This window comes from Noviherbaspirillum suwonense (assembly GCF_900182955.1).
GTDB classification, from domain to species: Bacteria; Pseudomonadota; Gammaproteobacteria; order Burkholderiales; family Burkholderiaceae_D; genus Noviherbaspirillum_A; species Noviherbaspirillum_A suwonense.
This window is the reverse complement of record NZ_FXUL01000048.1, coordinates 1-13,058: the sequence shown is the minus strand read 5'-3', so window position 1 is coordinate 13,058 and position 13,058 is coordinate 1. Positions and strand designations below refer to the sequence as shown.

The 13,058-nt window shown below is 62.6% G+C and carries 11 protein-coding genes; 1 reads left to right on the top strand and 10 read right to left on the bottom strand.

The features are described 5' to 3' along the window. From QOL82_RS28700 to QOL82_RS28660, 9 genes are all read right to left on the bottom strand, one after another. A partial coding sequence (locus tag QOL82_RS28700) for a CoA transferase (protein ID WP_283445744.1) occupies positions 1 to 123 on the bottom strand: 123 nt, incomplete at its 3' end. 379 nt (positions 124 to 502) lie between these two features. After that, positions 503 to 2,167 carry a sigma-54 interaction domain-containing protein gene (locus QOL82_RS28695; RefSeq protein WP_283445743.1) on the bottom strand — a complete coding sequence of 555 codons (1,665 nt, stop codon included), beginning with the start codon at positions 2,165 to 2,167 and terminating at the stop codon, positions 503 to 505. 237 nt (positions 2,168 to 2,404) lie between these two features. Continuing rightward, positions 2,405 to 3,538, bottom strand: coding sequence for a CaiB/BaiF CoA transferase family protein (locus QOL82_RS28690; RefSeq protein ID WP_283445742.1), 1,134 nt, complete (start codon positions 3,536 to 3,538; stop codon positions 2,405 to 2,407). A 42-nt stretch (positions 3,539 to 3,580) separates the two neighbouring features. Then, positions 3,581 to 4,792: a CaiB/BaiF CoA transferase family protein gene (locus QOL82_RS28685; protein ID WP_283445741.1), complete on the bottom strand. Its 1,212-nt coding sequence runs from the start codon at positions 4,790 to 4,792 to the stop codon at positions 3,581 to 3,583. A 163-nt stretch (positions 4,793 to 4,955) separates the two neighbouring features. Next, positions 4,956 to 5,930 carry a Bug family tripartite tricarboxylate transporter substrate binding protein gene (locus QOL82_RS28680; RefSeq protein WP_283445740.1) on the bottom strand — a complete coding sequence of 325 codons (975 nt, stop codon included), beginning with the start codon at positions 5,928 to 5,930 and terminating at the stop codon, positions 4,956 to 4,958. Between the two features lie 91 nt (positions 5,931 to 6,021). Beyond that, positions 6,022 to 7,011 (bottom strand): NAD(P)H-dependent flavin oxidoreductase, encoded by a 990-nt coding sequence (locus tag QOL82_RS28675; protein WP_283445739.1) that lies wholly within the window; start codon positions 7,009 to 7,011, stop codon positions 6,022 to 6,024. Beyond that, the gene (locus tag QOL82_RS28670) at positions 7,008 to 9,185 is read right to left on the bottom strand and encodes an acetate--CoA ligase family protein (RefSeq protein ID WP_283445738.1); all 2,178 of its coding nucleotides are present in this window, start codon (positions 9,183 to 9,185) and stop codon (positions 7,008 to 7,010) included. Before QOL82_RS28670 ends, QOL82_RS28675 begins: the two co-directional genes overlap by 4 nt. 55 nt (positions 9,186 to 9,240) lie before the next feature. Beyond that, positions 9,241 to 10,020, bottom strand: a complete 780-nt coding sequence (locus QOL82_RS28665; protein ID WP_283445737.1) for an SDR family oxidoreductase — start codon at positions 10,018 to 10,020, stop codon at positions 9,241 to 9,243. A gap of 338 nt (positions 10,021 to 10,358) precedes the next feature. Further along, positions 10,359 to 11,570, bottom strand: coding sequence for an MFS transporter (locus QOL82_RS28660; RefSeq protein ID WP_283445736.1), 1,212 nt, complete (start codon positions 11,568 to 11,570; stop codon positions 10,359 to 10,361). A gap of 296 nt (positions 11,571 to 11,866) precedes the next feature. Between QOL82_RS28660 and QOL82_RS28655 the strand changes: the two genes are divergently transcribed. Next, a complete protein-coding gene (locus QOL82_RS28655) occupies positions 11,867 to 12,598 on the top strand; it encodes a DUF4286 family protein (protein WP_283445735.1) in 732 nt (243 codons plus the stop codon). Positions 12,599 to 12,810: 212 nt separating this feature from the next. Here QOL82_RS28655 and QOL82_RS28650 read toward each other — a convergent pair. After that, on the bottom strand, positions 12,811 to 13,058 hold a 248-nt coding region (locus tag QOL82_RS28650; RefSeq protein WP_283445734.1), incomplete at its 5' end, for a hypothetical protein.

The following is a 13,058-nucleotide window of genomic DNA, read 5'->3' as shown; positions in this document are numbered from 1 at the left end:
GATCTTGATGACATCGGCGCCGAAATCGGCCAACAGCGTAGAGCAGTACGGACCGGCCAGTGCATGCGACAGGTCGAGCACGGTAATTCCCTCAACTTTGACTTTTCTGGTTGACGGAAACAGAGGCCGTTTTAGGGATGCGGTGTCGCCTCTCCGTGTGCCAGAACGTTGACATCCGATTCCCGGCATACTGAGCCCGAAGGCAAGCACCGTGCCATCGGCATGCGCGTTGCATGCAACAGCGCTTTGCACGGCGGCCTCAGGTATTCGGCGCAGCAGATCACCCAGCCATGGGGGGCCGGGCTTATGAAAGGCCGTGCGCTATCCTGCGCCGGAGGCGGGACGCTGCGGCGGCGATCAGGCTTTGATCAAGCCGATAACTGCGACTTTAACTGCGACTTTAACTGCGGCTTTAACTGCGACGTTAACTGCGGCCTTGGCCGAGCCTGCTGGCCCGGCCGGCGGGGAAACCCGGCTCCGGACCGGCACGGCCGGCGCGGGCTCACTCCGGCGGCAGCTTCTTGTACAAATAGGCGCGCGAGATGCCGAGTTCTTCGGCGACTTTCTTTTTATTGCCGCGGTGCCTGCTCATCGCATCGCGGATCATGGTCTTTTCCACCTCATCGATGGCGTCCTGTATCTTCCGGTGCGACGAGAAACTGGGCGCGGCGGCCGCAGGCGCTGCCACGCTTGCGGCTGCGGGAGAGGAAGTCCTTTCCACAGGTATATCTGTCATGAGGCGGAAGTTGTCAATGGTGATTTCCGGGCCGTCACAGAAGATCGCCGCTTTTTCCACTTCGTGCAGCAGTTGCCTGACATTGCCAGGCCAGGCCTGCTCGCGCAGGTAGCCGTAGACGCGGCTGTCTACCCGTTTGACCGGGGCGCGGTGACGGTTGGCGAATGCGAGCAAAAAAGTTTGCGTGAGCACCGGTATGTCGTCGAGCCGCTCGCGCAAGCTGGGCATGCGGATGGTGACACCGCTGATCCGGTAGTACAAGTCGAGCCGGAACTGCCCGTTGCCTATCATTTCCTGGAAATTGCGGTTGCTGGCGCAGATCAGCCGGAAGTCCGAGTGACAGACCTGGTTGCCGCCGACCCGCTCGAACATGCCATCCTGCAGCACCCGCAGCAGCTTGACCTGGATTTCGGCGGGCATGTCGCCGATCTCGTCGAAAAACAGGGAACTCTTGTCGGCCAGCTCGAACTTCCCTTTCCGGCCGGCTTTCTCGGCGCCGGTAAATGCGCCGGCCTGGTAGCCGAATAATTCGCTTTCCACCAGCCCGCCCGGAAGCGCCGCTGCGTTGACGAAAATCATCCGGTTCTTGCTACGCAGGCTCAGCGCGTGGATCGCATGCGCGGCGAGCTCTTTCCCGGTGCCGCTCTCGCCGACGATCAATATCGGCACATGGAGCGGCGCCACCTTGACGATGTCGGACTTGAGCTGCCGCATCGCCTCGCTGTCGCCCACCATCTGTTCCAGGTCGTAGGAATCCTTCTTCATGCCCGACAGCTCATTACGGTAGAACTCGACCTCCGAACGCAGCTTGTTCACTTCCCGCGACAGGTTATGGACGGTTTCCGGCTCCTTGAACATGAGCTGGCCAATTGCGCCGACCGTCTTGCCATTCTCCTTGATGGGAATCCGCGTAACCACACGGGTGATATCGCCCATCTTGTGCAACTTGCCGATCTCCGCCTTGCCGCTTTGCACGACCTCGTGCAGCCTGGAGTTCTCGATCACTTCCGTTACATGCCTGCCGATCGCTTTACCGTGCCTGAGACCGAAAAACTTCTCATGCACCACCGGAAGGAAGCGGATGCGCGCCTGCGCATCGACCACCACCATGGAAAAATAAGGGTTTTCCACCAGGTAGGTGAAGATAGCGTGCGCGAAATCCACGCTGGCGACCAGATCGAAGAGTGTCGATTTCGCTTCGACCGGCTGGATGAAAAAAACCACCGCGTCATCCAGCGAACGAAAAGTCACGATCACCCGGGTTTGCGTCTCCAGGGCAATCATTCCGCCGCCTTGCGCACGCTTTTCCTGCAGGTCTTCCAGGAGCTGGTGCCGGATGTCGGGATTTTCAGCACCTCCGGTGGCATATACCACGTTGTCGGCCCGGTCGACGATTAGGATGCCAAACGCTGTTGTCTCTTTTGAAATCATATATATCTGTCTGCATGTACTGCGAGTGCGACTATTATGTCCATGCAGAATACATGATTCGACGCGCGCATACTATGCAGTCCGATGGCCGCGGCACAGTGTGCACCTCTTTGCCGCAGTACGACGTCAGTTTTAACGTGGTTTCACACTGGCCCGGCATGGCAAGTGCAGCGGACCAGGGCGGCCCCGCTCTTTAATTCAATATCCATTTTCTTCTCCGCCCTGCCCTGCTCCGCATTATCCGCCCAGCAGATGGTTGCCTTCGCCGAGCGCCGGGCAGGCCTGGTCCGCATCATTTCGGACGAACTGGGCATCCAGCGGCACCCGCACGGCCGCCGCGCTGCGTCCGCCTTCGCTGATGCGGCGCTCCAGCAGGCCGTGGCCGCGGAAATGCGGATGCGCGGCAGCCTCTTCCATCGAATTGACGACGACCGCGCAGGCATCCTTGCCGTCGAACGCGCGACGCCAGTATGCGCTGTCATGGCGCGCGATGAGCGCAGCGATGGCCTCGCGCGTGCCCTCGGGGTCGCGGCCGTCGTCACGCCATGCCGGGTCGAGGCCGATCGTCTCGCAAAACACTCTCCAGAAGCGCTGCTCCAGCGGCGCCGCAGCGACATGGCGTGCATCGCTGGTGCGGTAGATCTGGTAGCGCGGCGTGGCGCCGGTCAGGCGCTCCTGGCCCGACCTGGGCCACTGGTCGAAGCCGACGCCGCGCGCCAGCGCGCTATAAGGGAAGGCAAACAGGTTATCGGTGATCGAAACATCGATATGGCTGCCCTCGCCGCTCAGGTCGCGATGGCGCAGCGCCAGCAGGATATTAATCACCGCCGGCATCGTGCCGCCGCCGATATCGGCCACCAGCACCGGCGGCAGGATGGGGGCGCCATCCGCGCCCTTGGACAGGGACAGCAGCCCAGTCTCGGCCATGTAGGTAAGGTCATGGCCGGCCACCTGGGACAGCGGCCCATCCTGGCCATAGCCGGTGATGGAGCAGTAGATCAGCCGCGGATTGATTACCCTGAGCGCCTCATATCCCAGGCCGAGCCGCTCCATCACGCCTGGACGGAACTGCTCGACCAGGATGTCGGCTTCGCGCAGCAGCGGCAGCAGGCGCTCCCGCTCGGCCGGCGACTTCAGGTCAATTGCGATGCTGCGCTTGCCGCCGTTGAGCAGCGCGAAATTCAGGCTGGACTCGCCCCACCGCGGGGTGGCTGCGCGCAGTTCATCACCGCCTTCCGGACGCTCTATCTTGAACACTTCGGCGCCGGCTTCCACCAGGATAAGCGTGGCATAAGGGCCTGGAAGGAGGTTGCTGAAATCAAGTACGCGCAGGCCGGAGAGAGGGCGCTTGCGGGAGCCTTGGTTGGACATGGATGTGCCTTTCGAGATGAAATTTGCTTTGTGTGTCGTGCCTTATGTATTGGCCTGGGCGGCTTGCGGCTGGTGTGCCGCGGAGGCGACGACTCCGGCGTAGAATAGCGCATCGATCTCAGCCGTGCCTATACCAAGACCCGCCAGGACTTCCCTGGTGTGTTCCCCTACCCTGGGCGCGGGCATGAGCGCAAGGCCCGGTTGCGTACCCGGCACCCGTGGGACCGATACCAGAGGGATGCCCTGCTGCTCGATTTCCTGGAAGATGTTCCGGTCCCTGACGTGCGGATCAGCGAGCAATTCGGCATAGCCGTTCACCCTACCACAAACCACGCTGTGTTCGCCCAGCACCTCGAGCCAATGTGCGCTCGGCCTTGTCTGGAAGACCGCATCGAGCTCCGCATTGATCTGCGCAGCCTGTTCGAAGCGCGCCGCTACCGTGACATAGCGCGGATCGGTCAGCCACTCCTCCTTGCCGATCGCCCGGCTGAGACCGGCGAACATGCGGTCATGCAGCGAGGTGACGTTGATGTAGCCGTCCGCCGTGGCAAACGTACCGGCCGGCACGCTCAGGGCTTGCGCGGGCCGGCCGGCGCCCAGCGCCAGGTCGACGATGCCGTTGCTCTGCACGGCCGCCGCGCCATCAAGCAGGGAAATCTGCACATGCGAGCCCTTGCCCTGCGTCGCGCGCCGGTACAGCGCCCCGCCGGTCGCCTGTGCTGCATAGATGCCGGTTGCCACGTCCACCAGCAGAATGCCGACCTTGCGCGGCTTGCCATTGCCGTCGCGATTGGCCACCATCATTCCGCTCAATGCCTGGAGCGTGGAATCCGAGCCCGGACGGTCCGCATACGGGCCGTCCGGGCCAAAGGCGGTCACCGAGACATAGATCAATTCAGGCCGCTCGCGCGCAAGTTCGGCATATGACAGCCCCAGCCGTTCCATGACGCCCGGACGGAAGCTCTCGATGACCACATCCGCCTGCGCAGCCAGCCGGCGCATAAGTGCACGCCCGGCCCCGCTGGCGGCATCAATGCAAATTGAGCGCTTGCCTAGGTTAAAAGCGATCGCAATCGCGCTCATGCCGTCCGGCCCGTAGCCTATGGTACGGCCCCAGTCGCCCCCTGGCGGCTCCACCTTGATCACCTCGGCGCCGTTTTGCAGCAGGATCTCCGCGCAATACGGGCCGGCGATGGCCTGGCTCAGATCGAGTACTTTCAGCCCTTCATAGGGTCGGCTTGTGGATGCATCCATATGTTTTCTGTCTCCGTTTTAAAGGCCGCCCGGCCGGGCGGCCAGTGCTGCCATGGTCGGCATGTCATCTTGCTGTTGATTGTTGATGGCGTCGCGCAGGACTTATGCGGCGTTCGTCTCAGCGGTCCGGCGCGGCCGAACGCACATGCAGGCATGCTTGCGCCTACTCGGCCGTCGCCCCGGATTGCTTGACCAAGCTGGCCCAGCGCGGGATTTCCGTACGAATAAAGGCAGCAAATTCAGCGGGGCTGTTCCCGACTGCCGTCCCGCCTATAGACGCAAGCATCTGCTTCATTTCATCCGACTTCAGGCCGGCAACCGCGGCTGCATTAATTTTCTCGACGGTTTCCGGCGCCAGGCCGGCAGGCCCGGCCAGCGCAAACCATGGTTCGACCGAATAGCCGCTCAGGCCCGATTCGGACAGGGTCGGAAGCTCGGGCAGCAGCGCATTGCGCTTGGTGGAGGTCATCGCGAGCGCATGGAGCCGGCTCGTCTTTAAATGCGGGACGATGGCGGGAATGCTGGCAAACAGCATGGGCACATGGCCGCCGAGGACGTCCGCCAGTGCTGGCGCCTCCCCTTTATACGCCACATGGCCGATGTCCACCCCTGCCATGGCCTTGAACAGTCCGCCCGCGAAATGCTGGGCGGTGCCGGTTCCCCCGGACGCGTAGTTGAATTCGCCGGGGTGCTGCTTGAGGAAACGGACCAGGCTCTCGACGCTGTTGACCGGCAGCGTGGGATTGACCGCCAGGATATAGGGCACGGAGGCCAACAGCGTGATCGGGGCGAAGTCCCTTTCAGGGTCATAGCTCAGCTTGGCATAAAGGCTTTTGTTTGCGGCCAGCGGCCCATTGGTGGCAAACAGGAGCGTGTATCCGTCCGCGGCCGACTTGGCGACGATGTCGGCGCCGATGTTTCCACCGGCCCCGGTACGGTTGTCAACAACGACGGGCTGCTTCAGCCCTTCCGCCATTTTCTTTGCCACGCCGCGCGCTATTCTGTCGGTCACGCCGCCGGCCGCATAGGGGACCACAAGCCGTATCGGCCTGGCGGGATAGTCCTGCGCCCAGACGGCGGCACTGGCCGAACAGGCCGTCAGGCAAAAAACGGAAATCATTCGATACATGCGGTTCATTGCTGTCTCCTGGTTTAATTACGAGAACTGCGGGCCCAACACCTTCACGCGCTGCCCGGAGGGCTGCGCGGCAGAAGCTCTGCGCAAGCTCCTAGCGCATCATTTCCGCAAGCCGCCGCGCGGCGCTGCGCGCCTCATCCACCATCCGCTCGACCAGCTCTCCCGCGCTAGGCACGTCGTCCACCATTGCGGCCGATTGCCCTACCCAGACCAGGCTGTTTTCCATATCGCCATGCACGACGCCGCGCTCGTTCGCGTCGGCTTTCACCAAGCTGAGCACCGTTTCCCGGGATAGTCCTTCGGCCTCGGCCGACAGGATTTTTTCGGTCCATGCGTTGGCCAATGCCCGGCCCGGCGTGCCCAGCGAGCGCTTGACCACCACCGTGTCGCCGGAACTGGCTCTGACCACAGCAGCCTTGTAATTTTCATGAGCAAAGGCCTCCCTTACCGCGATGAAGCGCGTGCCTACCTCCACGCCGTCCGCGCCCAGCGCGAGCGCGGCGGCCAGCCCCTTGCCGTCAGCGATGCCGCCGCCAGCCAGGACCGGGATGCCCACGGCACGCACCACCAGTGGAATTGCCACCATCGTCGTCAGGTCAGAGCGGCCGATATGGCCCCCGCCCTCGTAGCCGACGGTGGCAATGACATGCGCGCCGGCCTGCTCGGCCTTTTTCGCCTGCTCCGGCCCCGCCACCAGCACCAGGATGCGTATGCCTGTGCCGTCCAGGCGCCGGATATAAGAATTGGGATTGCCGCCGGTGAAGGACACGGCGGCCACGCCTTCCTCGACGGCGACCTCGAGCAGCGCATCGATCGGCAGGTGCCCGATCGGGAAATTGACCCCGAACGGCGCATCCGTCATCCGCCTGGCCTTGCGGATCTCGGCGCGCAGCAGGTCGGGCTGCGCGACGCCGGCCACGGCGATCTGTCCCATCCCGCCGGCGTTGGAAACCGCGGCCGCCAGTTCAGCCCTGGCTATGCGCGCCAGTCCACCCTGCACGATGGGATAACGGATGCCCAGCGCACGCGTCGCCCGGGTCTCCATGGCGGCGCATAACGGGCTTGCCAGCGGCGTATTCATTGCGCCTCCTGGCTGCCATGCACAACCAGCGCATCGACAGCCACGCCGCCGTCGACGCCGAGAATGTAGGGATTGACATCGATTTCGGCAACCGCATCCTGCAGGTCGGCCGCTGCTTGCGAGACACGGCATACCGCGTCGGCCAGGGCGTCCAGGTCCAGCGCCGGCATGTTGCGAAAGCCGGTCAACAGCGGCGCTTTCCTGAGCGACAGGATCATGTCGCGCGCCTGTTCGCGGCTGACCGGCGCCAGCGCGACGGCGACATCGCGCGTCAGTTCCACATCGATGCCGCCGAAGCCGCACAGCACCAGCGCGCCGAACTGCGCGTCGCGGCGCGCGCCTATCATCATCTCGACACCCCTGGATGGCATCTGCTGCACCGAGATGCCATTGATGACGGGCTGGCCCGGCAGCGCGGAGACGATGCGCAGCAAGTCGGCGGCGGCCTGCTCGACGCTGGACTCATCGCCGAGATTGAGCCGCACCACCCCCGCTTCGGTCTTGTGCGGGATGTCGGGAGAGTCGATCTTCAGTACCACGGGGAATCCGATCTCGCGCGCCGCACGGACCGCCGCGGCCGGATCGCCGGCCAGTATCTCGCGCGTAACCGAAACCCCGTACGCAGCGAGGATGCGCTTGGACTGGCTCTCGCTGAGGGTCCGCGCTGCCCCTGCCTGGCGGAGCGATTCCCGCGCCGCGGCCGCGTCGAGCGCGGCAAGGCGTTCGACGGCCGGCCGCAACAGCCGGTCGCGGCGCGGGTAATAATCCAGCCACAGCTTGAGCGCCTTGATGCAGCGTGTCATCGAGCGGAACATCGAGATCCTGGGCGAGGCGTCATACACTTCGCTGCCCGGCCCGTTGAGCCATTCATTGATCCAGACTACGCAGACAGGCTTGTCCAGTTCGTCGGCCAGGTGCGAAAGGAATTCGGCGCGCTCCACCGTGGCGGGTTTCTGTGCCGACATCATCGGCACCACCACCGCTGCGAAGCCCGGGTCCTCGGCGAAGGCGCGGATGCAGTCGCCATACATCGCCACGCTCTTGAGCGATTCGGCGGTAAGGTCGCATGGGTTGGCGGTGGAACCAAAATCCGGCACCACCCGCGCCAGGCGCGCCGAAGTGGCCGGCGTCGGCGCCGGCAGCTTCAGCCCGCACTCCTCGGCCTTGTCGGCCGCCATCACGGCCGCGCCGCCCGAACTGGCCATCACGCCGACGCCGTCGGTGCCGGGCCGGCCGGACTTGGAAAACAGGACGGCCGTTTCCAGCATTTCTTCCCAGCTGTCGATGACGACTACCCCGGTGCGCTCGAAGGCAGCCGCATAGGCCGCGCCCGAACCGGCCATGGTGCCGGTATGCGAGAGCGCGGTGCGCTGGCTGATTTCGCTATTGGCCATCTTGTAGATCAGCAGCGGCTTGTTCACTTCGAGCGCCCCGCGCGCAGCCTGCAGCAGCCGCGCGCCGTCACGCACGCCCTCGAACATGCAGGCGATGACCCTGGTGGCATCATCCTCCACCAGGTAGTTGATCATGTCGCAAACATCGACGTCGCAGGAATTTCCCGGTGCCAGGAAGTGGGAGAAGCCGATGCCGCGTTCCATGCCCTGCAATACGCAGTAGCCGAGAGCGCCGCTCTGGGAGATCAGCCCAATATTCCCCCTGACCATGGGCATCTCATGAAACTTCGGCATGAAATTGAGCCCTATCATGCTCCTGAGGTTGGCTATACCGATGCAGTTCGGGCCAAGGATGCGCATGCCCGACGACTGCGCGATGGCGGCCAGGCGATGCTGCGCCCTGACCAGTTCCGGATCGCCGACCTCGGCGAAACCGGCCGAATAGATAATCATGCCGCCCACGCCCATGGCTGCGGCGCGCTCGGCCAGCGCCACGACCTGCTTGCTCGGAACGATCACGACCACGCAGTCGGGCACCTCCGGCAAGTCCTCCAGGCTCGCGTAACACGTCATTTGCGCAAGCGTCCCGTACTTGGGATTGATGGGGAAGATCTTTCCCGCAAAGCCGATGCGGATATTGTCGAGCGTGCGCAGTCCAAACGATCCGGGCGTCTCGGAGGCGCCGATCACCGCGACGCTGGACGGATCGATGAGGCAACGCAATTCGCCGCGGCCGAACAGCTGCTGCCGGCCCGCGATGTATCCAGCTGGTGTATTCATATAGTCCATTCCCTTGCAATGCACTGCGTCTGAATTCGAGAGGCTGCCGCGGACATCAGGCGGCGACGTATTTCAGCCAGCGCCCGCCGTCGACGATCATGTTGTCGCCGGTGACGTAGGACGCCAGGTCGGATGCCAGATAGGCGGCGGCATTGGCGACGTCCGCCTTGCGCCCAAAGCGGCCGAGCGCGGTTTTTTTTCGCTCCAGTTCTTCCCGTCCGGTTTCCTGGTAAAGCCGGCGCACCCCTTCAGTGTCGCCGATCGGGCCGGGAGAGATGGTGTTGACACGAATATTGTCCGGGCCCCACTCGACCGCCAAGCTCCTCGACAGCGAGAGGATGCCGGCCTTGGCAGCGCCCGCATGCGCGGCGCCCGGCCAGCCGCTCACGCCCAGCATGGTGATGACGCTGATGATGGATCCGCCGAAGCTTGAGCGCTTCAGGTGCTCGTAGGCGGCATGGCAGCCGTAGAAGGTACCGTTCAGGTCAATGTCGATCACGGTGCGCCAGCCGTTCGGCGTCAGGTCGGCGGTCGGACAGTAGAAATTTCCGGCTGCGTTGTTGACCAGGATATCGAGCGCGCCCAGGCGCTCCACCGTGGTATCGATGGCACTTTTGACTTCATCGTAATAGCGCACGTCGGTGCGCAAGGCCATTGCGGAAATGCCCTCCGCTGCCAGCGTGGCCAGCGCGGCATCAAGCCGTTCCTGATTACGGCTGGCCAGCACCACTGAAGCGCCTAAGCGGCCGTACGTGCTGGCAATCTCCAGGCCGATGCCACCGGCGCCCCCAGTGATGAATGCAACTCTTCCCTTGAGCATGTCCCGAGTGAACATTCCTGTCTCGCTTTCTATTTTTAGGTTTTTCGGATTGCTGCCTGAGCAGCCCTGTAGCCCTGCGTCAGGGATGCTGGGCAGGGTGGCTGGACAGAACTCAGCAAACTACGTGCCAATCGCTACGCATTGCCGGCGCATACGCAATGCGGCCGGCGCTGGGCTCTGCGCCTTATCCGCCAACGCGTTGAATTGACACGCAATTTCAGCAGCTTGAAAACGCCTGACGGGGCGCCGCTGCGGGACTGATCAGGGCGGCAGTCAGGGCGGGCAACGCGCTCGCCAGTTTTACGTGCATGCACGGCAGACAAAAGAACTGGCTGTTGCAAAGACACTTGCCCTTAGCCCTGCGCAGCACGGGCCTTCATGCAGTTGCTGAATATCGTGGCGACGGCGAGCAGGCCCAATGCCGCCGCGACCAGCGCTGTCGTCGAGTCGAGTTGCTCGATGATCCTGCCGAACAGGGCCACGCCCGCCGCTTGGCCAAGAAAAAAACAGGAGGAAAAGGCCGCCATCGCCGCGCCGCGCCGCTCGGGCGCCATCTGGGTGGCCTGCGCCTGCAGCGTGCTGTGCAGCATGTAAAAGCCCAGCCCGGCAAAGAAGCATCCCGGCAATGCGAACCACCAGCCCGGCGCGAGGCCTACAGTGAGCAGCGAGGCCGCCATCAGCACGCCGCCCAGGCCAGTGAGCCGGCGTTCCCCCATGCCGAGAAAGCGGCGCGCGCAAATTGAGAAAAACAGGCCGCCCAGGCCGGCCAGCATCACCACCGAGCCCGACAGGCTTAGCGAAATGCCGTACCGCGCATGCAGATGGGAAGGAATGAAAGCCAGTGTCCCGAAATACAGGGCGCCTTCGACAAACACAATGACCAGCATGCGCCGCGCCCACGCTCGCTGCAGGACCCTGCGATATTCATCGATGCTCACGCGCAGGAGCCAGCCCGACGCAGCATGCGCCTGCCCGGCTTGCGACGGCAACGTCCGCAGCAAGAGCAGCAGTGCCAGCCCAACCAGCAGATAGCCGACCGCCAGCAGGGTCAGTACCAAGCGCCAGCTGATCATCCGGTCCGCGGCAAATCCTCCGGCCAGGATGCCGCCCGCTACACCTAACGACATGCCTATGAGCAGCCGGGACAGCACGGCCTGGCGCCGTTCGTAGGGCACCACGTCCCCGACCCAGGCCATTGCCAGGGTCATCACCGCGCTGCTTGCGGCGCCCGAAAGCAACCGGGCGATGCGCAGGAAAAGGAAGTCCGGGGCAAGCGCGCACGCAAAGGTGGTCAGCGCGCATATCATGCATGCCCATGCGCTAACGCGCAGTTTGCCGTAGCGGTCGCCGACCGCGCCGATGAAAAACAGGGCGATGCCGTATGCGACGGAGAAATAGGTGACAGTCTGCCCCGCATCACTGAGCGACACATGGAATTCACGGCTGAAGAAAGGCAACAGAGGATCCATCATGCGCATAGACGCACCGGAGCAGAACGTTCCGACGGCAAGAAATAGCATCAGTGTCGCAAGCGTCGATGCGTCGGGCGCTTCCTGGACGCTCATAGAAGGCGTGGGTCGCAAAGGCGTCCTTCGTCGTAGGTTGAAAAATGTGTCGAATTAAACTGTCCTGATTCCAATACCCAGTAGCAAGCTTCGTGCCACTGCAGGCCGCCTTCGTCACGCTATGTCGAGTGTTGCGCACAGACTGCGCTGTCGGTGCAATAGCCAGAGATGTGCATTTAGCAGATACACTGTGAATATAAAAGTCCTGTCGGAAAGGCATGCTGTAGCGGGCCTCCCTAAATTCATAATGGAATGAAAATTGCGTACCGATCTGGAAACGGACGCGAAAGTAGAAAATGCAATCAACAATCACAAAACAGCCCAAGGCCCAGTTGAAGGAACCCCAAGAAAATCACGAGCATGCGCCGGGCCTGCTGCTCGTCATGAATGACGTTCCGCCCGATCTGGACGAAGAATTAAACCGCTGGTATCAGGAAGAGCATCTGGCGGAACGGCTGGCGGTGCCCGGCTTCCGTTCGGCACGCCGCTACAGAGCGGTTGGCAGCCAGCCTGCCTATATGGTGCTCTACACGTGCGATAGCATCGATGCCCTGACTTCGCCCGCATACCGCAAGGTGTTGGACAATCCGACCGAATGCACCAGACGCATCCTGCCGCGCATGCAAAATGTGATACGGGCAGCCTGCCGCGCAACCTGGAGCAGCGGCAACGCGGTCGGCGGCACTGCTATTATCGTTCAATGCAAGGCGATAGAAGGCAGGGAAGAAGATGCCCGCCGCTTCATCCGGGACACCTTTGCGGAGCGCTTGAAGAAATCCGGCTGCATGGTTTCCATCTCCTTGTTGGAATCCGACGCCGAGGTCACCGCCGCGTCTAATTCCGAAACCGCCCGGCGTACAAGGCCGGATCATTATGCGGACTGGGTGCTGCTGGTGGAAAGCTTTGATCTGGTCTGCCTATCGCTGGCCTTGCACGGCGAAGTGCTCCGATGCGACAGCCAGCGCGACGGGCTGCTCATCGGATCGCTGAACCGCTATGAGCTTATGTGCCTGTATGGCGCGGCCTAGCAGGCATGCGAATTTGACAGTAAATTTTGGGATGAAGGCGAGCCAGAGACTTGGCATAAATCCACCTGGTGATTATGGTGCTATAGGAGCACAATGAACTTTACTGCGTAAGTCGTCGTAGAGGAGTTGGTTATGGCACGGTCATTAATACACCGCTGTGAATGCTCGAACTGCCGTACCGGTAAGGAGCACGCGCATCATGTTTATCACCATCAAATCAATCTTTTGCTAAGCCGATTGAATGAACCGCAACTCCGCTGGCTTGCCGCGCTTAAAGCAATGCACATGGGGCACGGCGGCAAACAATTGATGGCGCAAGTGACCGGATTAAGTCCGACGACGATTCTCCGTGGCTGCAATGAACTTAAGGGCACCTCGAAAAACCGCTGCGGGTCTGGCAAAATGTGGGCGCCTCGAACTTGACGTAAATTTTCATGATCAAGACCAGTCTGTTTGCCGA